Origin of the sequence: Microbacterium sp. CGR2, from assembly GCF_003626735.1 — a bacterium.
Taxonomy (GTDB): domain Bacteria; phylum Actinomycetota; class Actinomycetes; order Actinomycetales; family Microbacteriaceae; genus Microbacterium.
Genome location: NZ_RBHX01000001.1, coordinates 2,112,753 through 2,135,789, shown reverse-complemented (window position 1 = coordinate 2,135,789; position 23,037 = coordinate 2,112,753). Strand labels below are relative to the sequence as shown.

Genomic DNA, 23,037 nt, shown 5'->3' with positions numbered 1-23,037 from the left:
TTCACTCGAAGACGAGGCCGCGGCGGGTCGTGGCATCCTCGACACTGATGCCCACGATGGTCGCCTCCGCGTCAGTGGCGCCACGGTCGGCGTGGAAGGTGAACAGACGGCCGTCTCTGGTGGCGACCTCGTAGCGACTGTCTCCGGAGGAGACGATGTCGACCGTCGTCCCCCCGGGGAAGGCGGCGACGGCCTCCGAGAGCAGACCTCCGACGCGGATGTCGCCCCGGGCAGGCAGCGCTGAACCGTCCTGCGCTGAATCGTCCAGAGTGCGTTCGTTGCCTGCAGTGATCGCCACCACCGTGTCGCCGCCCTCTCGCGCCACGATGAGCAGCGAAGCCGTGCCTGCGGCGTTCGTCAGCGTCCATGGCAGGCCTTCGAACTCGGGCTCGGTCACTTCGGCATCCGTGACTGCAGCGGTTGCCACATCGATGGTGTCTCCGAGGCGGACGGGACCGACTCCTGTCGCGGTGATCTCCCACTCGTTCCAGGGCGCAGCCGCATCGGGGGTGGACTCGACCTCCGGCGCGGGCGGATTCGCCGTGAGGTCGTCCACGAGGGCGACGTATGCGTGCTCGGCTTGATCCTGGAGAAGTGTCGCGACGGCGTCGGCGTCGACGGCGGTGTCTCCGACGACAGGATGCCGCAGGTGGATGACGACGTTGCCGACGGCGGCGAACGCCTCGAATTCGCTCCACCCGCCTTCGGTCTCGCTGATGCTCAGGGTTCCGGCCAGCGCCCGCGCGTGCTCCGAGTCGTCCTTGACGACCGCTTCGAAGCTCGCCGGTCCGTTGTAGTCGAACTGTCCGCACTGCTCCCCTGCGGCGACCAGTTGATCCATCCGCTCGGTCGCCTGGGCCTCATCGGCGAACTGCAGCGCGGAGAGCTGACCTGTCGTGCCCCGAGGGCCGTCGGGTACGGTCCACGACATCGTGCGCGCGCCGACGCTGGACAGCGATTGCTCCGCGAATGGCGCCATGCAGATGGCCGGGGCGGGTTGGGGTCCCCCGCCATCGGATATCTGCTCGAGGTACGAGGAGGGAGCCCCGACGTCCGTGGCGCCCGCAAGCACTCCGGTGAGCTCTTCCGCCGTCGGCAGCACCAGCTCGAGTTCGTCGCCGACGAACGCAACGGGGCCTGCGTACGGGGTGGGCGAAGGCGAAGGAGAAGGCGGAGGAGCCGCCGCGGACGGTGACGGCGCCGCTTCGACCGGCGCCGCGCACGCCGAGAGCGCGAAGAGCGCCCCCAGCAGGAACGTGCTGACGAACGCGCCTCGGACAGCCGTCGATCGTGCCATCTCAGTCCTCCGGACTCCTGGGTGCCAGTCGGCGTATCCGCCTGTCGCGATGGTAAGGGCATAACCGACACAGCTGAGAAGTCAGGACGTTTCGAGACGGAAACGAGACCGATCTCATGCCATCCACGGCATATACCGTCACGAAGGACGGCCAGCTCGTCTCGAAGCAGCGACGGCCGCCCGTGCCTCGTCCGCCGTCGGCGCGGCGAGGGCGGACGCAGCCGCCCTCCGGCACGCCTCGCCACTCACTTCCGCCAGGGCAGCCGCCACTCGCCCGAGTGATCGCGCCGCCATCGACAGCGAGGTGACCCCGAGTCCGACGAGCACGGGAGCGAGGGCCGGGTCGCCTGCCGCCTCGCCGCACACTCCGACGTGCTTACCGGCAGCGCGCCCCGCCGCACCGACGGTGGCGATCAACCGCAGTACCGCAGGCTGCCATGGATCGTTCAGGTCGCCGAGCTCGCTGAGCAGCCGATCCGCCGCGAGCGTGTACTGGGCGAGGTCGTTGGTGCCGAGGCTGACGAAGTCGACGATTTCGAAGAGTTCCGGGGCGAGAAGCGCGGCGGACGGGGTCTCGATCATGATTCCGACGCGCGCAAGCCCCGCCGCGCGGCAGCGATCGGCGAACTCCCGCGCTTCGTCGACGGTCGACACCATGGGCGCCATCACCTCGACCTGCGTGGATTCGGCAGCTGCTGCGAGCGCCAGAGCTCGGAGTTGATCGTCGAGCAGCTGCGGGTTCCGCCGGGCGATCCGCAGTCCCCGGATGCCGAGCGCAGGATTGTCCTCGCGATCGGCGTTCGCGAACGGCAGAGGCTTGTCACTGCCGGCGTCGAGGGTGCGGACGACGACTTTCCGGCCTGCGAAGGGGGCGAGGACTCCGCGATACGCCGTGACCTGCTCGTCGATGCTCGGCGCGTCCGTCCGACCCAGGAAGCAGAACTCGGTGCGGAAGAGGCCGACGCCCTCGGCGTGGGCGGATGCTGCGGCTACGGCCTCCGCGGCGCCGCCGACATTCGCGAGGAGGGGGATGCTGAGCCCGTCGGCGAGTTCGCCGGTGCCGCTGAACGGAGGCGCTGCCACCGCGGCTCTGGCGTCAGCGAGACGAGACGCCACCGGGTCGACGTCGACGGTGCCCCGGTCGCCGTCGACGAGTACGACGGTATCGCCGGGGATGGCCGTCGCTCCCGCCACCCCGACGACCGCGGTGAGCCCCAGGGATCGGGCGATGATCGCGGTGTGCGATGTGGGTCCCCCCTGCTCGGTGACGAGCGCCACGCACTTGCTGCCCTCGAGCGACGCCGTGTCCGCCGGGGCGAGGTCCGCGGCGACGAGCACGAACACATCATCCCGCTCCGGAACTCCGGGCAGATCGATGTTCAGAATCTCGGCGATGATCCGGTCGCGCACGTCGCGGATGTCGGTGGCGCGCTCGGCCGTCCGCCCGCCGAGGGCGGTGAGTTGCCGCTCCTGCTCCGCCGCAGCCTCCCACACCGCTCGCGCAGCGGTCCGCCCCTGGCCTTGCACGAGCGCGATCGCCTCGGACACGAGCTGCGGGTCGGAAGCGAGCATCCGTGCCGCATCGAGGATCGCTCTCGTCTCTCCCGATGCTTCGGCAGCGCGTGAGCCCAGTTGCTCCGCGGCAGCGGCAGCTGCCCTTTCGACCGCCGCGGCTTCGACGGGGCGATCGGCGAAAGCGACGACAACCGTCTCGTCGGGTTGCGCGAGCGCAGGGGCGAGGTGCAGCACGGGTGCGGCAACCAGGCCGGGACTCACCCCGCGCCCGCGGAGCGTGGTCCCGGCCGGAATCGTTCGGGCCGGAATCGTCGGTGTCGCATCAGTGGCGGGAGCGTCGTCCTTCGCTGCTGCCCCTGCCGCAGCGCCGGTCACCGCATCTGCATCCTCGGCGTTCCCCTCGCCGAACCCGTCGTCGAACAGCGCCGACACTCGCTCCAACGCGCCTGCAGCGTCGGCTCCGACGGCACGCAGCTCGAGCTCATCTCCCTGGCGCGCACCCAGGATCAGCAACCGTGACAGGCTCCCGGCCTGCGCCTCGGGCCCCTCGGGAAGACGACGCAGCCACACATCCGCGCCGGCGGACGCCTCGGCGATCAGCGCGGCGGGCCGCGCGTGGATGCCGAGCGGATTGCGCACGCGGACGCGACGCACCAGGGCGGCGGTTTCTTCCGCGCCCGTGTCGGCGTTTCCTTCCGCGCCCGTGTCCGCGTGGACCGTGCCCCCACCCTCCCGCGGCATCTCGTCCGGCTCCCCGAGCTGCCCGGTCTTCGCCGTGAGAGCCGCGGACGCTTCGGCAGCCACCGCGTCGAGCGAACCTCCCGCCGACGCCGAGATCACCGCCGCAAGCAGCCCTTCGACGAACGGCGCAGGCGCGAGACGCACGGGCACATCACTCATCCGCAGCTCCAGGGCGAGTTCGGCACTGAGCACCGCCGATCCGAGGTCCATCAGCACCAGCACCCCGTCGCAGTCCGCGGCTAGCTCGTCGATCGCGCCGGCGACGGCGACCGCGTCCGTCCCCAGGATCGGGGTGCCGTCGGCATCCGTCCCGGCTCCTGCTGCCACCCGCACCCGTGCGCTCTCCCCTCGGACCATCTGGAGGGCAAGCTCCAGCGCCGCCTCCCCGAGTCGTGCACTGTGGGAGACGGCGACGATCCCGATCATCCTGCGGCGCCGTCGATCGCCGCGGCCAGACTGTCGAACAGGATGGCCGTCGATGCGGCCCCGGGATCGAGGTGTCCCGCACTCCGTTCACCGAGGTAGCTGGCTCGCCCCTTTCGCGCCACCCACGGTTCTGTCGCGTCGCGTCCGGCTGCCGCGGCATCAGCGGCTGCCCGAGCGGCGGCGGACACGTCCGACCCGTCGGCGAGAGCCGCATCGAATGCGTCGACCGCGGGCTCCATCGCGTCGAACATCGTCTTATCCCCGGCCTCCGCCTTGCCGCGGGCGACGACGCCGTCGAGTCCCGCTCGCAACGCCACCGCAAGGCCTGCCGCGTCGAGCTCGGACACGGCGCCCGCGGACATCCCCATCCGCAGGAAGAGCGTCCCGTACAACGGGCCGCTCGCCCCGCCCACCGAACTCACCAGCGTCATTCCGACGGTCTTCAGCAGCTCGTCGACGGTGGAGGGTGCGCCGGAGCCGAGTTTCTCGCCGACCGCATCGATACCGCGGGCCATGTTCGCGCCATGGTCGGCATCACCGATCGACGAGTCGAGTTCCGTGAGCCACTCGCGCTTCGCCGCGATGGCATCGCGGAACCGGAGGACCCAGTCGGTCAGGACGGCGGTGTCGACCGTCGCCATCATGCCCCCCACCGCAGGCCGGGGGTGTTCACGGGAGCATCCCAGAGGCGGAGCAGCTCGTCGTCGGCCTTCAGCACCGTGACCGAGCATCCGGCCATGTCGAGGGAGGTGATGTAGTTGCCGACGAGGTTCCGTGCGATCTGCACCCCTGCCTTCTCCAGCAGTCCCGCCACCTCTGCGTACATGAGGTACAACTCGATGAGCGGTGTCCCGCCCATGCCGTTGACCATCACGATCGCCGGCCCAGCCGCAGACATGTCGGCCAAGATCGGCTCCACCAGCTGGCGGGCGATGTCGGATGCCGGAGCCAGCGGCTCACGATGCCGACCCGGCTCCCCGTGGATGCCGATGCCGATCTCCATCTGATCGTCTGGCAGCTCGAAGGTCGGTTTCCCGGCGGCCGGGACCGTGCAGCTCGTGAGAGCCATCCCCATCGAACGCCCCTGTCCGTTGATGCGCTTCGCGAGTTCGACGACGGCGGCGAGATCGCGACCTTCTTCGGCTGCCGCGCCCACGAGCTTCTCCAGCAACACGGTCAGCCCCACACCACGTCGACCGGCGGTGTAGAGCGAGTCCTGGACGGCGACGTCATCATCGACCACGACGCTTCCGACCTCGATGCCCTCCATGGAGGCCAGTTCCGCGGCCATCTCGAAGTTCAACACGTCCCCGGTGTAGTTCTTCACGATGTGCAGCACACCCGCGCCGCGGTCGACGGCCTTGGTTGCGGCTTGCACCCGGTCGGGGGTCGGCGAGGTGAAGACCTGACCGGCGACGGCCGCGTCCAGCATTCCGACACCGACGAATCCGCCGTGCAGCGGCTCGTGACCGGACCCTCCCCCGGAGACCACGGCGACCTTCCCCTGCGCCTTCGGCGTCGCACGAGTGATCACATGGGTTTCGAGGTCGACTGCCAGCTCCGGATGCGCGAGCGCGACGCCTCTGAGCGACTCGATGAGTACGTCTTCGGGGGCGTTGATGAGCTTCTTCATCGTGCGATCTCCTTTGATCTCGTTCGTGATTGTGCGGCCAAACCCGAAAGCAATTCGTTAATGTCGAATATGCTCGGGGTCTGGTCGGTTGTCAAGATCAATCCAGAAGCCGGGAACCCGGTTCGACGACGTACCGGAAGAAGGGATGCGAGTGATTCAAGCGATCGATCGCGCGGCGAAGATCCTCGAGCTGCTGCAAGGTTCGCGGCATCTCGGGATCACGGATCTCGCCGCGGCGCTCAACCTTCCGCCCTCCACGGTGCACGGAATCGTGAAGTCCCTGCGCACTCACGGACTCGTCGCAAAGGAGCGCGGCGGGCAGCGCTACATGCTGGGCCCGACCCTGCTGCGACTCAGCAACGTCTACCTCGACACACTGGACGTACGGGCCCGCGCCATGCGCTGGACGCAGGAGCTCGCACGCCGCACCAATCTTTCGGTGCGGCTCGGCGCGCCGCACTTCACCGACGTGCTCGTCATCCATCACAACCTTCGCCCCGACGACAGCCAGCAGATGCTCGAGACCGGAGTCGCCATTCCGGCACACGCCTCCGCGATGGGGAAGGTCCTGCTCGCGCATGACCTCGGCTTCCAGCGGAGCGTCTTCGAGCAACCGCTGCGCAGCTTGACAGGTGACACGATCACCGACGTCGCGCGCCTGACGCTCGACTTCGCGGCAGTCGCCGAGCGCGGGAGCGCCGCGGAATCCGACGAAGCCGTGATCGGCGAGTCGTCTGTGGCAGCACCCGTCGCCGATGCCTCCAACGACATCGTGGCGGCTGTCGCCGTGGTGATGCCCACGTCGCTGTTTCCCGCATCCGATGCCGTGCTCGACGCCCTCCGCGAGACGGCTCGCAACATCTCACGCGAACTCGGGGCGACGACATGGCCGCCGAGGGTCGCTCCTGCGGAGGACTGAGAGCTCTTCGGCCGGAGCCGTCAGCCCCGCAGTGCCAGTGCGAACGGGAGAACGACGGTCGCGCCGGCCCTGCGAAGTGTGCGGGCTGCGACCGTCACCGTCCACCGGCTGTCGACGAGGTCGTCGATCAGCAGGACAGGACCGGCGGGAACGTCGAGGTGGTCGACGCTGAAACGATCCCAGACGCCGGCCAATCGGAACACGCTGTTCCCACCCGCCTGCCCCGTCGGCCCGCCATCGACCGGCTGGAGGGCACCGAGATACGGCAGGCGTCCGACCTCGGCAAGACCGCGGGCGAGGGAATCGACCAGCAGCGGCCGCGAGCGCGACGGCATCGCGACGACCGCCACCGGGCGCTCCTCCCACCCCCATCCGGCCAGCACCCGGACACATGCCTGAAGAAGCTGCGGAGTCACCGCCGCGTCCGATGCCCCCGCCGCGAACGCCTCCCTGAGCACCCCTCCCCAGCCGAGATCCGTGAGGCGTGCGAGCGCCCGACCCTCCCCTGCTTGCTCGTCCGGGGCGATGCGTCCCTTGACGGGCACGCCGAGGCGATCGGCCCCGGTGGGCCAGGCCTTCCGCGGTTCGATGGGAACGCCCACCCGATCGAGCGATTCGGCCGCCTGCGTAGTCGCGGTTGAACCGATCTCTTTCGGGAACCACGCGCCCGCGCAATTGTCGCATCGCCCGCACGGCGCCGCTGTGTCGTCGTCGAGGGAGCGCTGCAGGAACTCCATGCGACACCCGTCTGTCTGCTCGTACTCGATCATGTGCTGCTGCTCGGCGAGGCGTTCCGCCGCGATACGCTCGTAGCGTTCGGCGTCGTAGCTCCAGGGCGCACCGGTGGAGACCCACCCGCCCTGCACGCGCCGCACGGCTCCGTCGACGTCGAGCACCTTGAGCAGCAGCTCGAGGGGCGTGCGGCGGATGTCGACCATCGCCTCGAGCGCCGGCGTCGAGATCGGAGCGTCGCCGAGGGCGGCGATGACCCGCTCGGCCCGTTCCCTGTCAGGCATGGATGCCGTCGCGAAGTAATGCCAGATGTCACGGTCTTCGACGCCCGGGAGCAGAAGAACATCGGCGCTCTCGCTGGCGCGACCGGCGCGCCCGACCTGCTGGTAGTAGGCCACCGGTGACGACGGCGCTCCCAGATGCAGGACGAAACCGAGGTCGGGCTTGTCGAATCCCATGCCGAGCGCGCTGGTCGCGACGAGTGCTTTGACCTCGTTGCGCTTCAGCATCCCCTCGGATTCCTCGCGCTCCTCGGTATCGGTCTGTCCGGTGTACGCGCGGACCTCATGTCCGTGGTCGCGGAGCAGCCGGGCGGTGTCGACGGCTGCCGCAACGGTGAGCGTGTAGATGATGCCCGACCCGGGCAGTTCGTCGAGGTGGCTGAGCAGCCAGGCCAGACGACTCGCGGAATCGCGCAGGCGCAGCACTCCCATGCGCAGGGAGGTGCGCGCGAGCGGTCCGCGAATCGTGAGCACCGGCGCGACTCCCGACCCGTCGACCTCACCGGGCTGGAGAGTGCCGAGCTGCTCGGCGACGTCCGCCACGACACGGCTGTTCGCAGTGGCCGTGGTCGCGAGCACCGGCACATCGACCGGCATCTGTGCGATGAGATCTCGCAGGCGGCGATAGTCGGGCCGGAAGTCGTGCCCCCAGTCGCTGATGCAGTGCGCCTCGTCGACCACCAGCATCCCGATGCGGCGGACCAGTGCCGGCAGCTGCTGCTCGCGGAATGCCGGGTTGTTCAGCCGTTCCGGCGACACCAGCAGCACGTCGACCTCGTCGCGCTCAAGGCGGCCGAGCACATCTGACCACTCGTGCGCGTTCGTGGAGTTGATCGCGACTGCGCGCACCCCCGCACGCTCGGCCGCAGCGATCTGGTCGCGCATGAGTGCCAGCAGCGGCGACACCAGTACCGTCGGGCCGGCCCCCTGTCGCCTCAGCAGCAACGTCGCGACGAAGTACACAGCCGATTTCCCCCAGCCCGTGCGCTGCACCACGAGAGCACGGCGCCGCCCCTCGACCAGCGCCTCGATCGCCTCGTACTGCCCGTCGTGGAAGTCGGCGTCGGGCCGGCCGACGAGTTCGCGCAGGGCGGCGCGAGCGGCTTCGCGAGTGTCAGCGAGAGGAGCAGATGTCATGCGTCCACTCTGCCCCACGCTCCCGACACCGCGATCTCGCCGTCCACAGGTGGGGCTTCCGCCGGCCACCGGAGCTTCAGCGGCGGTCACGAAAGCTGGGCGGTGGGCAGGACCGTCCGGCCGGGGTCGTCTAGCGTGGACATGTGATCACTCGAGAACTGGCCGTCGCCCTGCGTGATGCCGGGCTCGTGTGGCACCCCGCCGAAGGCGACCGCTTCCAGCTCGACCTTCCCGACGACGTGGAACTCGACGCGGAGGCGGACGTCTTCACCGTCAGTGAGATGACCATCGAGGCACGCCAGACGCCGAGCGGCACCGACCTCGCCTTCAACGGCACGACGGAGTGGGCGCTGGATGCCGTCACTCTGGCCGACGCCGTGTGGCTGCCCCGCGAAGATCAGCTCCGCGATCTCCTGCGCAGCACGTTCCGTTCGCTCACCCGCCTTCCCGATGCATTCCTGGTGGAGATCCGGATCGCCGGGGAGACCCTGACGTTCGAGCATCCGGATCCTTCCGAGGCCTACGGCAGGGCACTCCTGGACCTGGTTTCCCGCTCTCGCTGATCGTCGTCTTGTGCGGCCTTTCCTGGCATGTCAGAATTACCTAACGAACGGTCAGTAAAGCGGATCGGACAGCCAGGAGTCGATGATGACAAGTCCCGCAGGTCTCAGCGCCGTCGATGGTGCGATCTCGGAGGAGGAGCGCCTGTTCGATGAACTCATCGCCCACGAGCAGCGCATCGAACCCCGCGACTGGATGCCCGAGGCGTACCGCAGGACGCTGATCCGGCAGATCTCCCAACATGCCCACTCGGAGATCATCGGGATGCAGCCGGAGGGCAACTGGATCACCCGCGCGCCGAGCCTCAAACGCAAGGCGATCCTGATGGCGAAGGTGCAGGACGAGGCCGGTCACGGCCTCTACCTCTACTCCGCCGCGCAGACCCTCGGCATCACGCGCGACGAGATGATGGATCAGCTCATCGACGGCAAAGCGAAGTACTCGTCCATCTTCAACTACCCGACGCCGACCTGGGCTGACATGGGCGCGATCGGCTGGCTGGTCGACGGCGCGGCCATCTGCAACCAGGTGCCGCTGTGCCGAGCCTCGTACGGTCCGTACGCGCGGGCGATGGTGCGCGTGTGCAAAGAAGAGTCCTTCCACCAGCGACAGGGTTTCGAGATCCTGCTGAGTCTCATGCAGGGCTCCGCGGAACAGCGGGAGATGGCACAGGATGCAGTGAACCGCTGGTACTGGCCGAGCCTCGCGATGTTCGGGCCGCCGGACGACCGGTCGCCGAACTCCGCACAGTCGATGAAGTGGAAGATCAAGAGGTTCTCCAACGATGGCCTCCGCCAGCGCTTCGTGGGAATGCTCGTCCCGCAGGCGCAGATCCTCGGCGTCACGCTTCCCGACCCGGACCTGCGATTCGATGACGAGACCGGGCAGTACACGATCGGCGAGATCGACTGGGACGAGTTCTTCGAGGTGCTGCGCGGCAACGGACCGTGCAACGCCGAGCGGCTCGAGCGCCGCAGAACTGCGCACGAGGAAGGTGCGTGGGTGCGCGAAGCCGCGGCCGAATACGCGCGGAAGCAGCGCGCTGAGACGGAAGCGGCCGCCTGATGGCCGGTTCCGAGGTCTGGCCCCTGTGGGAGGTGTTCGTCCGCGCGAACCGCGGCCTGAGCCACGTCCACGTGGGGTCCCTGCATGCGCCCGACGCCGAGATGGCCATCCGCAACGCCCGGGATCTCTACACGCGTCGAGGCGAAGGCGTGTCGATCTGGGCGGTCCCCGCCGACGCGATCACCACCAGCGATCCTGATGCGAAAGGCGCCTACTTCGAAAGCTCCGCGGGCAAGAACTATCGGCACGCCGTGTACTACACGGCGTCCGAGGGGGTGCCGCACCTGTGACAGAAATCCACCCGGTCATCGAGCACGCGGCCGGCGAGTCGAACCGCAGAGACGACACCCACGACGTCCACGGCGACGTGACCGTCGATGCCGTCCATCTTTCCGACGAGCTGGCGGGCGCCGGGGGCATCGCCGCATCCGCCGACATCGCGGAATACGCCCTCCGGCTCGGCGACGACGCCCTGATCCTCGCGCAGCAGCTGGGCGCGTGGATCTCCCGCGCACCCGAACTCGAGGAAGACGTGGCGCTCGGCAACATCGCGCTGGACCTGCTCGGGCACGCACGCTCGTTCCTCCACTACGCAGGCTCGTACGACGGTCGCAGCGAGGACGACCTGGCATTCTTCCGTGACGAGAACGCGTTCCGCAGCGCGTGGATCGTCGAGCAGCCCAACGGCGACTTCGCGCAGACCATCGCGCGGCAGTTCTTCGTGTCGGCGTACATGTTCGAGCTCTACTCCGCGCTCCGCGCGAGCACCGACGAGACGTTCGCGGCCATCGCGGAGAAGTCCCTCAAAGAGGTGGACTACCACCGGGACCACGCCGTGCAGTGGATGCTGCGGCTGGCGGGCGGCACGGACGAGTCACGCCGGCGCATCATCCGCGCGGTCGGTGATGTCTGGCCGTACGTCGACGAGCTCTTCCGCGACGACGACCTCATCGAGCGGCTGGGCTACGCAGCGGCCAGGCCGTCGAGCCTGCGCGCCGGGTTCGACACCGTGGTCGATACGGTGTTCGCCGAGGCCGAGCTTTCCGCACCCGCCACCCCGCCGTCGTCGGCAGGCGGACGGCAGGGTTCGCACGCCGCGCCGTTCGGGCATCTCCTGGCCGAGATGCAGGTGCTGGCGCGGCGGCATCCGGGAGCATCATGGTGATTCGCCGCACCCGAGACGAAACGCGCGCCTGGCGCATCGCGGCCGCCATCCCCGACCCGGAGGTGCCGGTGCTCACGATCGAGGATCTCGGGGTGCTTCGATCCGTCGAAGCCGACGGCGACGGGGTGCGCGTCGACATCACCCCCACCTACAGCGGGTGCCCCGCCATGGACACGATCCGCGACGACGTGATCCTCGCGCTCACCGCAGCGGGATACGCGCGGGTCGAGGTGCGCCTGGTGCTCTCCCCCGCGTGGACGACGGACTGGATGTCGGATGCGGGAAAGCAGAAGCTCGCCGCCTACGGCATCGCGCCGCCGACCGGTCGCGCGGCCGTCTCGACCGGTCCGATCCGCGTGGGTCTGAGCGTGCGCTGTCCCCGGTGCGGCTCCCTCGACACCCGAGAGGTGTCGCGTTTCGGGTCGACCTCCTGCAAATCGTTGTTCGAGTGTCGCGCCTGCCTCGAGCCGTTCGACCACTTCAAGGTGCATTGATGTCGCTCTTCACCTCCGCACGCGCCCAGCCGTCGGCTTCCTCCCGCCTTCGCGAGACGGGCACGCGCCGGCGCGCCCGCTTCCATACGCTCACCGTCGAGGAAGTACGGCCCCTGACCGACTCTTCGGTCGAGGTGACGTTCGCGGTACCCGCTGATCTCGCCGACGACTACGACTACCTTCCGGGTCAGTACGTGGCGCTGCGCCTGACACTCGAGGGCACCGAAGTGCGCCGCTCGTATTCGCTGTGTCGCGCCCCGGAGCAGCGCGACGACGGGAGGCCCACTCGACTCAGCGTCGCGGTGAAGCGCGATGAGGGTGGGCTGTTCTCATCCTGGGCCCAGACCGGGCTGCATCCGGGTTTCCCGATCGATGTGATGAGTCCCCAGGGCACATTCACGTCCGGTCTCGATGAGCTCGACAACCGACACGTGGTCGGCATCGCGGCCGGATCCGGCATCACGCCGTTGATGGCCCTGGCGCACACGGTCCTGAGCCGGTCGTCGAGCTCGCGATTCACCCTGCTCTACACGAACCGTTCGACGCTCGATGTGATGTTCCTCGACGACCTCGCCGATCTCAAGGACCGCTACCCGACGCGCGTCGCCCTGCACCATGTCCTCTCGCGCGAGCAACGCACCGCCCCCGTCCTCTCCGGCCGGATCGACGAGCAGAAGCTGCGGACCATCCTCGACGCTCTGATCGATCCGACCAGCGTCGATGAGTGGTTCCTCTGCGGACCCCTGGCGCTGGTGGATCTGTGCCGGGCGGTGCTCTCCGATGCCGGGGTGCCGCCTGAGCATGTGCGGTTCGAACTGTTCACGACGGGCGACGAGCCCCTGCGTGCGGCGCGACGGGTGCAGGCGCGCGCCGGTGCGAAGACGGTCCGCATCGAAGTGAACCTCGACGGCGTCTCATCCACGGTGGAGAGCCCGGTCGACGCTCACGAATCGGTGCTCAACGCGGCGTTGCGCGTGCGTCCGGACGCACCGTTCGCGTGTGCGGGCGGCGTCTGCGGCACCTGCCGCGCCCGGGTGGTCGAAGGCAGTGTCACCATGACCGAGAACTACGCCCTCGAACCGGACGAGCTCGAACGCGGCTACGTGCTCACCTGCCAGTCGCACCCCACCAGCGACCACCTGGTCGTCGACTACGACGTCTGATCCCGGAGGCCCGCATGATCGATCTCACCATCGCCGATGACGTCGCCACGGTCGTGCTGAACGCGCCGGCGAAGCTGAACTCTCTCGACGAGCAGGCGCTCCGCGACCTCGGGGCGGCGTACGCGGATGCTGAGGCCGCTGCCGTCCGGGCCCTGGTGCTCCGCGGCGAGGGCAGGGCGTTCTGCGCCGGACGCGACATCTCCGGCGTCGATCCGCGAGACGACGATGTGATGGGATACCTCGGCGGGCTCGTGACACCGCTGCTGCAGCGGATGTCGCGTTTCCCGGCACCCACCTTCGCGGCGGCACACGGCGCGTGCCTGGGTGTCGGTCTCGGGCTCCTCATCGCCACCGATGTCGTATACGTCGCGGAGTCCGCCAAGATCGGGTCACCGTTCGCCGCGCTCGGAGCGACACTCGACTCCGGCGGGCACGCGCTCTTCCTGGAGCGGCTCGGCGCGCACAAGACGCTCGACCTCATCTACACGGGCCGGCTCATGAGCGGAGCCGAGGCGGCGGCTTCCGGGCTCTTCTCACGGGTCTTCCCCGACGACCAGGTCGTAGCGGCGACGACGGATGCCGCTGCCACCGCCGCACGCGGAGCCACCGCCGCTTTCCGCACCAGTAAAGACCTGGTCGCACGGATGCGGGAAGAGCGGCTGTCGCTGTGGGACGCCGTGGACATCGAGAACGCCGCACAGGCGGCCCTCCGCGACACGGACGACTACCGCGAGGGCTTCGCGGCGTTCCAGGAGAAGCGGAAGCCGGAGTTCCGCGGGCGCTGACGCTGCGACCGCGGTTCAGCGAACGATCTGGCTCAGGATCGTCGGGTCGGTGATCTTGCTGTCGCGCGACAGCATCACGACCTTCGACACGATCTCCGCAGTGCGTGGATCGTCATCGACGAACGGAAGGAAGACGCGCCCCCGGTGCTGTGCGCTCACCGGGATGATGAAGAGCGTGTTCCCCGGAATCCGGTGCACGATACCGGACCCCAGATGCACGGAGTACGTGCCGAGGGCGCCCTTCACTCGAGCGTGGTGACCGTCGACCTCGACGTTCTGGAGCCCGAGAAGCCCGCAGGTCTCATCGACGAGGCGCCGGCGCATCTCGATACTGGCTTCAGAGCTCTCGGGATCGACGCCACTCTCGTGCGCGACCGACACCACCAGATCGAGATCGCGCATCGTCTCGGAGAACACGCGAGGGGGCACATCTGCCAACGGGAGCGCGCGGTAGGAACCCGCATGACCGAAGCGCACGTCATCGACGGCGGCCTCCTCGACTTCGGCAGCAGTGCCCCACCCGCCGGACATATTGCAGAAGGCAGTGACTTTCTCGTTGTGGAATGTGCGTTCGTAGCCGAACCCGTACTCCCTGACCCAGCCCCGGGAGATGAAGACGCCCGCCGCGCGTCTGGACGAGAGTTGATGCCCGACGTAGCGCCGTGAGGAGATCCCCTGCTCGGTCTTCTCGTTCTCGTTGAGGACGTAGAGTTCGCGGAACACCTGCTTGAACGGCTGAGGGCGACCGCGGGTCATCACAGCGTGCTGCAGCTCGGGCCAGTCGCCGCTCGCCAGCAGGTCCAGAGGATGGGCGATGCGCAGGCCCCCTGCGGGACGGAAAGCGAAATCGTCCGCGCGGACAAGCTCGTCGCCCCCGGAACTGAGGAACCCGACGCGACCTTCCGCATCGACCATCACGACGTCGGACAACATGCGGCCGAGGATCGGGTGCGCTTGGAGAAGTGCGAGCTCGCCTGCGTCGATGACATCGCCGAGCACGCACGCGGCTTCCAGTGAGACACGCACGCGCTGGGCTTGCTTCTTGAGGTCACGAGCGCGACTCGTCAGAGCGGCGATCCCCTCGACCTTTCGACTCTTGGCGGGCACGGTCGCCAATGACTTGCCCGCACGGTCCACTGCGACCTCGGGCATGCCGAAATCGTCGATCGTCAGACTGACCGTCAGATCGTCGTCGACGGCAGTGACGGCACCGCGGCTGAGATCTTCACCGGCCCTCGCCTCCATCGCCCAGATCAGCCGCTGCGGATCGCGGTAGCCAGCAGTGCGAGCAAGATTCTCGAGCGCCGTGTGGACGGCCGCCGTCTCGGTCGCACGGCGCTGCGGGCCGGTCGTCTTCCCGGTGCTCACGAAGGCGCGGAGCACCTCGTACCGGCGCAGCAGCTGACCCCGTTCGCCGTTCAGCGGCAGCAGCCCATAGGCCCGCACGGCATCCTGATGGCGCTTGTCGTGCATGCGCGCGAGCAGTTCATCTTCGCTGACCCGCCCGCGCAGCGCGTGCGCGAAGAGCTCGGCTTGCTTCTGTTCCCCCGCCTTCGACGCATACTTCGCCGCCTTGAGTACGCGATCCAGTCGATCGTCGCCCAGATCGGCGTGCAGGCGGTGGAACCACTCGGCGTCGGCGCATCCTCGCTCGCGGTCCTCGAAGGAGACCGGCGTCCGCTGGTTGATCTCTCGGGATCGCTCGGCGCGGATGACGGCGCTGATGTCGTACGTGTCGACGGGAGTGTGAGCGTGCACCCACCAGACGGCGTCAGCGAACCCAGGCCATCCCAAGTGCTGTTCGAACAGCTCCGCCCACTGCGGCGCGAACATGGCCGTCTCGATGACTCGGCTCTCCGGGATCTGCGACCCGGCGAATGCCCGCGCGATGGATTCGGCCGATTCGTCGGATGCCGGATGGTGAATCCGCACGAGATGCGAGAACACGCTCTCGCGTTCGTGGGCATAGAGGCGGGTTCGCACGAAGGGGCGGCGACCCAACGCCCGAAGTACCGCGGCAAGGGTCTCCGAACCGGTCGCCCGTTCGAGGGACATCGCCATGGTGGAGTAGGGCGTCTCGTGGTCGCCCCGCAGGAGTTCGAGTTCGACCACCGCGCGTTGCATGCCTTCGACGACGGCTTGCGTCGCCGGCTGTGCCGAGACGATCCCGCTGAACGCCTCGAGAGGATTTCGCTCGGCGGCGCGGGGTTCGCACCGCAGCGCAGGGCGGGTGAAGACATGATCGACGAGGTCGGCCCGAGTCGCGAGGCCACGATCGAAAGCCTCGAGGACGACCTTCAACGGCGGTCGGAACCGGAACGGCTGGTCGACGTACTGGTCGACTGCACCCCAGCTCGACGGTTGGCGCAGCTCGACCTTGGGTGCAGTCCACTGGTCTACGGCGCCCTCCGGCTCGTCGACGAAACGCAGCATCCGCCACAGACGATCGAGTTGCTTGTCGTCGAGCGCCGCCGGGTCGAGATAGTCAGGCGCCCCCAGGAACAACGGTCCACCTTCTCGACCATCTTTGCCGACACGTTCGCGATGGTCGTCGAATTGCACGGTCCCTGGATGGATCAGGCGGTCCGTCGACAACTCCGACGCAGCGAGGGCGATGAGATCCAGAACGGGCTCCGCCCAACTCTTTCGCCACTCGCGGCGCGCGAGGTGCTCGATGAGCTCCAGCCGCAGAGAACCTGTCAGATCCCCGCGGTCACGACCGATGTCGCCCAGCACCCGCATACCCATGCGTTCTTGATCCGCCCTCAACAGACGGAGCAGGACGAGTTCGACTCCTCCGTCGACGAGTCCTGGGCGGATGCGTTCCCACCAAGGGTCGATCAATTCGGCGACGGGCATGGAACCATCGCCGTTGAGACCGATGCTCGTGATGTTCGCTAACAGTTCGACGCCTCTGCGCGTCTGCACCTCGACGTTCGCATGCTCCGCCAACCACGCACCCAACGACTGCCAGATGCGGCGTGCCCCGGGGTGGTACTCCGCCCACCGCGAGCGAAGGGGTGCGACCGGGCGGACGGCTGGCGTTCTGTCTTCCACACCGAACCTCAGAAGCGGAGGACGATCGTCCACGTCCTGCGTGGTCTCGGCCACGCCTCCACGACCGGACCGCGCGGCTGCCGCGCTGGCGGGTGCGTCAGGCTGACCTGCGACGCTCTCCTCGTTTGCGGGGCCGGAGATCGCACCCAGCTCGTCGGCCGCGCGTCGCTGAGTGGGCTTGCCCGCTCGCAGCCGCTTCACGCTGGCTTCCAGGTTCTCCGGCGACTGCCGAAGCAAGAGGCGCAGCGCTGTCTTCCTCACGTCGGTGGCGTTCCGTGTGAGCGCCTGCTCCAGGGTCAGCGCCTCCTCGGTGGTGATGGTCTCCAGGTCGAGTGCTCGACGCGCTTCCCACCGAACACTCTGTGAAACATCCAGCGCCAGGGTGAGTAGCTGCGCCCGGTACTGCGACGGATTCTTCCCGTATCGAATCGCCGCAGCGCGACGGGCCTCGGCCGAGGCTCCCTCGAGGTCGATCTCTGCATCACCTGAGTACGCAGCGAGCACATCGACGACGTGCGGTCTGCTCACCTCGACCATCCGCGGCACAGAGATGCCGGTGTCGGCCTTCTGCGCGTCGCCCAGTTGATCCACGCGGAGCTGCAGCGTCGAGCGGATTCCTTCCGTGAAGGGCATGACTCCGTATGCCTCGCCGCGACGAACCGGCCACGCCGACAGCGCCGACGCGAAAACCCGCAGGTCGGCGTCAGCGAGCGCAACCGTCAGGGGATCGGCCGCCGCCGGATCGTGAAGATCGACGAGCACCCGAGTCGCTGCGAGCCGGCGAACCGGGTCCGCGTCGTGAACCAGGCTGGCTGCCGCTGCGACGGCGATGTCGACGTCACGCGCGGCGAGCGCCCACAATCCGAGAAAGACCTCGATCGGCGCGGCAGAGCCGAGATCGCCGATGGAAGGAGGGCGACGTGTGAATCGTGCGAGCGCTGCGAAGGCCGCCGCCACCTCACTCGAGTTCTCCGTGGTCAGCTCTTCACCCACCCAGGTCGACAGGGTGCGGATCGAGCTGGAGAACCGGACGAGGTCGTTCACTACGACGACCTCGAGGACGTACGCGAGTGCGTCGGGGTGTGCCTGGTCGGCGGTCTCGAGGATCGTCTGACGCAGTCCTTCCGCGCGCGCGGCCGCGAGCAGCTGTTGCACGACGACGTCCCAGGCATCACGGTCCCGAACAGCCAACAATGCGAGATATGCCGGCTTGGACGGGCCCGCGGTGGGGTGCGCGCCCGTCACGCTCTCGACGAGTGTCCGCCGGACGGTGTCGTTCCCCGCGTCCGCAGACGATGCAAGAAGCTCGCCGAGCGCCAGGTCATTCGAGAAATGAATCAACCACGTCGCATGCCACTCGATCGGCTGGGGGTAGTGGGTCGCGTGATGGATCAGCGTGGACAGCGTCGCCCATCGCGCCGGGCGGGTGCGTGCGGCATCCGACGATCGGTACGGACGGTGGTACCAGCCTTGTCGATACGGCCGCGACCTCGACCATTCCCACCAATGCGCCAGTTCTCTCGCGAGATGAGGCGCCAGCGCCTTGAAGACCTTGATCCGTTCGCGTTCGGATGCAGCATCGAGGTCGACAGCGATCTCCTCTGCTTCGCGTCGCACGAGGGCCGCCGCCTCCGAGTCGTGAGCACCGCTTCGGTCGTTGAGATTCTTCTCGATGCGACGAGCCAGGCGGGGTGCACCCCACCCTTGCGCACGGACCGCGCGTCGCTCTCTCCCGTCGCAGGAGCAGTACTTGCTCAGTTCTTCTCTGGCCTGTTCTGCAGTGAGCAATGTTTCCCTATCCCGTCAGAGCGACGAGGCGCACGAGTCGAAGACGGGACTGGGGCCCGATCACAAGTGTCTCGTCGAGGCCGGTGATCCGGACATCGTCGAGGAAGGCGAAGAAGAGTTCGTCCGAGAACGCCTCGACAGCACGCGCCAGAGCGTTCTCGGCGTCCGGCGGAGCGGGAAGAGAACGGGGCTCTCGCCCGTAGCGCCCCACCGCGACGCCGCGCGCGAGATCGGCCGGAGTCAGAATCTGCAGCACCGCCGACCGGGATCGATGCTCCGAGTACCGGGCCAGCTCTGTTTCGACGAGGTGGCGCAACAGAGCCCTCAGCGATCGCTCGCCGTCGACACCGGGAATGGTCAGTGAGCCGCCGTCAGCGCGGGTGCCCAGCGTCGCGGTTTCCACGATCATCCGCCCATTGTGGCATGGGGCTGAGACATCGCCGGTCGCGATGTCGGCGACCGGTGCGAGAATGCAGAGATGCTGCTCGCCGAGCTCGTCTCCACCACTGAAGAGGTCGCCGCCACGTCGTCGCGGCTGTCCAAGATCGACGCTCTCGCGCGGCTGCTCGAGCGCGCGGAGGCCAGCGAGATCGACGCGGTCATCGGACTGCTCCTTGCAGCGCCGCGTCAGGGACGTCTCGGCGTCGGATGGCGCGGAATCGCCGCGCTCGAGGTGTCGCATGCCGAGGTCCCGACCCTGACCGTCGGCGATGTCGACGATTCGCTCGAAACCCTGGCCGCGGCATCCGGAACCGGGTCCGCTGCCGGGCGGAGCCGTATTCTCGGCGCGCTCGCTGCTCGTTCCACGGCCGCTGAGTGGGACTTCCTGACTCGATCGATGCTCGGCGAACTCCGCACCGGCGCGCTCTCGGGCGTTCTGCTCGATGCCATCGCGCGCGCCTCCGGGCGAGTGCCCGCCGTCGTGCGCCGTGCGGCGATGATGTCGGGTGATCTCGGCGAGACGGCGCGCATCGCGCTCACCGGCGCCGACGGCGATCTCGAAGCCGTCGGGCTGCAGGTGGGGCGGCCGGTGCTGCCCATGCTGGCTTCTACGGCGACCTCGCCCACCGCTGCGCTGGCGCTCACCGGCGAGGCATCCGTGGAGTTCAAACTCGACGGCGCCCGCATCCAGGTGCATCGGCACGGGGACGAGGTGGGGGTCTACACGCGCAGCCTCGCCGACATCACCCACCGCGTCCCTGAGATCGTCGAGATCGTGCGGTCTCTTCCGGCCGATGACCTCATCCTCGACGGCGAGACCCTGTCCCTCGACGAAGACGGCGGCCCGCGTCCGTTCCAAGAGACGATGTCGCGCTTCGGCGCCGACGTCGCCCGCGAGCTCGTCCTCCGGCCGTGGTTCTTCGACGTGCTGCACGTCGACGGTCGCGACCTCATCGACGAACCGCTCTCCGTGCGATTGTCCGAACTCTCACGGGTGGTCGGCGAGTGGCGGATGCCGGGGATCGTGACCTCCGATCCGGATGCCGCCGAGCAGCTGTCCCGCGAGGCCCTGGTGGCCGGGCACGAAGGTGTGGTCGTCAAGGCGCTCGACGCTCCCTATGCCGCCGGCCGACGAGGCAAGTCCTGGGTCAAGGTGAAGCCGGTGTTGACATACGACCTGGTGGTGCTCGCCGCCGAATGGGGATCGGGTCGACGAAGCGGATGGCTGTCGAACCTTCACCTGGGCGCCGCTGATCCCGACGGCGAATTCGGCGACCCCGGCGGCTTCGTCATGGTCGGCAAGACGTTCAAGGGACTCACCGACGAGCTGCTGCGGTGGCAGACCGAGACGTTCCCGGCGTTCGAGACTCGACGCACGCAAGGCACGGTCTATCTGCGTCCCGAGATCGTGGTCGAGATCGCGATCGACGGAGTGCAGAAGTCACCGCGCTACCCCGGCGGTCTCGCGCTGCGCTTCGCCCGCGTGAAGGGGTACCGCCCCGACAAGACTGCCGCCGAGGCTGACACGATCCAGGCTTTGCGGACGCTGCTTCGGAACTGACCGGTGGACGGAGCCGACGGCTTGACGAGAGGATCACGACGATGACCACGAATTACACGAACACCTTCATTGCGGTGGCTCCGGATTGTCCGGTCGTCGTCGCAGAGGCACCGCCGGTCACAGCCACGCCCACCGTGGCCGCGCTGCAGTTCGAGCTGATCAGCGAGCATCCGTACGAGATGACCTCCGATGAGATCTTGTTCGCGGTGCACGCCATCAGAAACAGCATCTCCGAAGCTGAGCGCGCGGTCGGGTGGGAGAGATTCTTCGCGAAAGACCAGGCATGCTTGCGCGCCTCGCCCCTCGGGAAACGCTATGGCTGGGGGACGCATCACGACGCGGACGGCCGTGTGGCTCTTCACGGAATCGGCACTCCGGAATACGACCGGCTGGCATACCGGACCGACATCACGCACAAAGCGGCCATGCGGTCGTCGCGTGCCTGATTTCTCCGCGGTCAGGCACGGCCCGCCGCTAGACTGATGAGCGTCCGGCGCGGTCTGCCGGTGCCTGAAAAAGAGGCACGAAGCATCTCGCGCTGACGCGGGGGCGAGACACATACGGATTTCTGTTTCCGTCCCTGTCTCGAAAGGCACTGCCATGCCCACGGTCTCCGCGCACGTCGCGCTCACTCTCGCCCAGCACATCGACGCGGTCTTCGGCGTCATGGGCAACGGCAACGCCTACTTCCTCGACGCGATCGAGACGCAGACGGATGCTGTCTTCACGGCCGTCCGTCATGAACAGGGAGCGGTCGTCGCCGCCGACGCGCACTTCCGCGCGTCCGGTCGAATCGCTGCGGGCACCTCGACCTACGGCGCCGGCTTCACGAACACCCTCACAGCCCTCGCCGAAGCGGTGCAGGCGCATGTTCCCCTCGTGCTCGTGGTCGGAGACGAACCGACGTCGGGTCCGCGCCCGTGGGACGTCGATCAGATCGCCCTCGCGTCGGCTGTCGGTGCACGCACCTATACGGTCGGACGAGCGGATGCCGCGGCCACGACCGTCATCGCGATCGAGCACGCTCTCACCTATCGTGTGCCCGTCGTCCTCGCGATTCCCTACGACGTCGCCGCTCTCGACGCGGGGCCCGTCCCGCCGGCGCCGGCCCCGCGCCTACCCACTCCGCTCTCCCCGAAGGGCGAGTACGCCGAGGGAATGCTCGATGAGATCGCTGCGGCGCTGGAGGGAGCCCAGCGCCCTCTCCTGCTCGCCGGGCGAGGAGCATGGTTGGCCGGTGCGAGCCGGTCGCTGGGAGAGCTCGCCGAGTTGACCGGGGCGCTCACCGCATCCTCGGCGCTGGGCCGCGGCGTGTTCCCCGACGGCCGTTTCGATCTCGGTGTCACCGGCGGTTTCGGGGCGGATGGTGCGATGGATCTCATTCGCAGGGCGGATGTCGCGGTCGTCTTCGGAGCTTGCCTGAACCAGTTCACGATGCGGTTCGGCGAGCTGTTCGCCCCGGGGACGCGCGTGTTCCAGATCGACATCACGCCCGCGGCGACGCACGCCCATGTCGGCGGGTTCGTGCGCGCAGACGCCCGAGTCGCCGCCGAGGACCTGGTCCGCAGAGTGCGGGGCGCAGAAAACGCGCGCAGTGTGTTCTGGCGCGACGGCGTGGACGTGGCATCCGCTCGGTCGTACGACGTCGGCGACGAACTCGCAGCCGACGGGCGACTCGATCCGCGCTCCGCCGCGCGACGAATCGCGGAACTGCTGCCGGAGGACCGCGTCGTCGTGTCCGACGGCGGGCACTTCATCGGCTGGGCCAACATGTACTGGCCCGTCGCCGCTCCGGACCGCATGATGATGATCGGCACAGCCTTCCAATCGATAGGTCAGGGATGGCCGAGCGTCGTCGGAGCCGCCATGGCCCGCCGGTCGTCGACCATCGTGCTCACGTCGGGTGATGGCGGCGGTCTGATGGCGATCGCTGACCTCGAGTCGGCCGTGCGCACGGCGGGTGGCCGCGGCATGGCTGTGATCTGGAACGACGCCGCCTACGGTGCCGAGGTCAACCTCTACGGTCTCAAGGGGCTCGCCGAGGGCCCGATGCGCATTCCGGAGGTCGACTTCGCGGCATTCGGTGCCGCTGTCGGAGCGGAAGGTCTCGTGGTCCGGGCCCTCGCAGATCTCGATCGACTCAGGGAGTGGGCGACGGAGGATGCAGCAACGCGACGATTCCTCCTGCTCGATCTGCGTATCTCAGGCGACGTGATCGCGCCGTATCAGCAGGAGATCATCCGCGTGAATTCGTGACTCGGAGCTCCACTAGGCTC

At 68.3% G+C, this 23,037-nt stretch carries 18 protein-coding genes; 11 read left to right on the top strand and 7 right to left on the bottom strand.

Features of this window, described 5'->3' with window-relative positions; genetic code table 11:
• Nucleotide 1 precedes the first annotated feature (1 nt).
• The 4 genes from D7252_RS10755 to dhaK all read right to left on the bottom strand — a co-directional run bounded on the left by D7252_RS10755 (nucleotide 2) and on the right by dhaK (nucleotide 5,612).
• Nucleotides 2-1,297: a hypothetical protein gene (locus D7252_RS10755; protein ID WP_120775389.1), complete on the bottom strand. Its 1,296-nt coding sequence runs from the start codon at nucleotides 1,295-1,297 to the stop codon at nucleotides 2-4.
• Nucleotides 1,298-1,435: 138 nt separating this feature from the next.
• Nucleotides 1,436-3,979 (bottom strand): phosphoenolpyruvate--protein phosphotransferase, encoded by a 2,544-nt coding sequence (gene ptsP / locus D7252_RS10750; protein ID WP_120775388.1) that lies wholly within the window; start codon nucleotides 3,977-3,979, stop codon nucleotides 1,436-1,438.
• Nucleotides 3,976-4,623 carry a dihydroxyacetone kinase subunit DhaL gene (gene dhaL, locus D7252_RS10745; protein WP_183055265.1) on the bottom strand — a complete coding sequence of 216 codons (648 nt, stop codon included), beginning with the start codon at nucleotides 4,621-4,623 and terminating at the stop codon, nucleotides 3,976-3,978. The genes ptsP and dhaL overlap by 4 nt, the downstream gene beginning before the upstream one ends.
• Nucleotides 4,620-5,612, bottom strand: a complete 993-nt coding sequence (gene dhaK, locus D7252_RS10740) for a dihydroxyacetone kinase subunit DhaK (protein WP_120775386.1) — start codon at nucleotides 5,610-5,612, stop codon at nucleotides 4,620-4,622. Before dhaK ends, dhaL begins: the two co-directional genes overlap by 4 nt.
• A 151-nt stretch (nucleotides 5,613-5,763) precedes the next feature.
• Between dhaK and D7252_RS10735 the strand changes: the two genes are divergently transcribed.
• Entirely contained in the window at nucleotides 5,764-6,531 is a 768-nt protein-coding gene (locus D7252_RS10735; RefSeq protein WP_120776914.1) for an IclR family transcriptional regulator, read from the top strand.
• A gap of 20 nt (nucleotides 6,532-6,551) precedes the next feature.
• Here the strand turns inward: D7252_RS10735 and D7252_RS10730 are convergent, their stop codons facing one another.
• On the bottom strand, nucleotides 6,552-8,681 hold the full coding sequence (locus D7252_RS10730) for a RecQ family ATP-dependent DNA helicase (RefSeq protein WP_120775385.1): 2,130 nt from the start codon (nucleotides 8,679-8,681) through the stop codon (nucleotides 6,552-6,554).
• A 143-nt stretch (nucleotides 8,682-8,824) separates the two neighbouring features.
• Between D7252_RS10730 and D7252_RS10725 the strand changes: the two genes are divergently transcribed.
• The 7 genes from D7252_RS10725 to D7252_RS10695 all read left to right on the top strand — a co-directional run bounded on the left by D7252_RS10725 (nucleotide 8,825) and on the right by D7252_RS10695 (nucleotide 13,914).
• Nucleotides 8,825-9,244, top strand: coding sequence for a pilus assembly protein CpaE (locus D7252_RS10725; RefSeq protein ID WP_120775384.1), 420 nt, complete (start codon nucleotides 8,825-8,827; stop codon nucleotides 9,242-9,244).
• 85 nt (nucleotides 9,245-9,329) lie between these two features.
• Nucleotides 9,330-10,307 (top strand): 1,2-phenylacetyl-CoA epoxidase subunit PaaA, encoded by a 978-nt coding sequence (gene paaA / locus D7252_RS10720; RefSeq protein WP_120776913.1) that lies wholly within the window; start codon nucleotides 9,330-9,332, stop codon nucleotides 10,305-10,307.
• A complete protein-coding gene (gene paaB / locus D7252_RS10715; protein WP_120775383.1) occupies nucleotides 10,307-10,597 on the top strand; it encodes a 1,2-phenylacetyl-CoA epoxidase subunit PaaB in 291 nt (96 codons plus the stop codon). The genes paaA and paaB overlap by 1 nt, the downstream gene beginning before the upstream one ends.
• A 5-nt stretch (nucleotides 10,598-10,602) precedes the next feature.
• Nucleotides 10,603-11,472: a 1,2-phenylacetyl-CoA epoxidase subunit PaaC gene (paaC, locus tag D7252_RS10710; protein WP_374225787.1), complete on the top strand. Its 870-nt coding sequence runs from the start codon at nucleotides 10,603-10,605 to the stop codon at nucleotides 11,470-11,472.
• A complete protein-coding gene (gene paaD, locus D7252_RS10705; RefSeq protein WP_120775381.1) occupies nucleotides 11,466-11,966 on the top strand; it encodes a 1,2-phenylacetyl-CoA epoxidase subunit PaaD in 501 nt (166 codons plus the stop codon). The genes paaC and paaD overlap by 7 nt, the downstream gene beginning before the upstream one ends.
• Entirely contained in the window at nucleotides 11,966-13,129 is a 1,164-nt protein-coding gene (gene paaE / locus D7252_RS10700) for a 1,2-phenylacetyl-CoA epoxidase subunit PaaE (protein WP_120775380.1), read from the top strand. The genes paaD and paaE overlap by 1 nt, the downstream gene beginning before the upstream one ends.
• A gap of 14 nt (nucleotides 13,130-13,143) precedes the next feature.
• Entirely contained in the window at nucleotides 13,144-13,914 is a 771-nt protein-coding gene (locus D7252_RS10695; RefSeq protein WP_120775379.1) for an enoyl-CoA hydratase/isomerase family protein, read from the top strand.
• 15 nt (nucleotides 13,915-13,929) lie between these two features.
• Here the strand turns inward: D7252_RS10695 and D7252_RS10690 are convergent, their stop codons facing one another.
• Both D7252_RS10690 and D7252_RS10685 read right to left on the bottom strand, forming a co-directional pair.
• Complete coding sequence (locus D7252_RS10690; RefSeq protein ID WP_147406729.1) at nucleotides 13,930-18,588, bottom strand: DUF4132 domain-containing protein; 4,659 nt, start codon at nucleotides 18,586-18,588, stop codon at nucleotides 13,930-13,932.
• A 178-nt stretch (nucleotides 18,589-18,766) separates the two neighbouring features.
• On the bottom strand, nucleotides 18,767-19,168 hold the full coding sequence (locus tag D7252_RS10685) for a hypothetical protein (RefSeq protein WP_120775377.1): 402 nt from the start codon (nucleotides 19,166-19,168) through the stop codon (nucleotides 18,767-18,769).
• A gap of 69 nt (nucleotides 19,169-19,237) precedes the next feature.
• Between D7252_RS10685 and D7252_RS10680 the strand changes: the two genes are divergently transcribed.
• The 3 genes from D7252_RS10680 (at nucleotide 19,238) to D7252_RS10670 (ending at nucleotide 23,017) form a co-directional block, all read left to right on the top strand.
• Nucleotides 19,238-20,761, top strand: a complete 1,524-nt coding sequence (locus tag D7252_RS10680; RefSeq protein WP_120775376.1) for an ATP-dependent DNA ligase — start codon at nucleotides 19,238-19,240, stop codon at nucleotides 20,759-20,761.
• Between the two features lie 41 nt (nucleotides 20,762-20,802).
• Nucleotides 20,803-21,207 (top strand): DUF6157 family protein, encoded by a 405-nt coding sequence (locus tag D7252_RS10675; RefSeq protein ID WP_120775375.1) that lies wholly within the window; start codon nucleotides 20,803-20,805, stop codon nucleotides 21,205-21,207.
• 154 nt (nucleotides 21,208-21,361) lie between these two features.
• Nucleotides 21,362-23,017, top strand: a complete 1,656-nt coding sequence (locus D7252_RS10670; RefSeq protein WP_120775374.1) for a thiamine pyrophosphate-binding protein — start codon at nucleotides 21,362-21,364, stop codon at nucleotides 23,015-23,017.
• Nucleotides 23,018-23,037 lie beyond the last annotated feature (20 nt).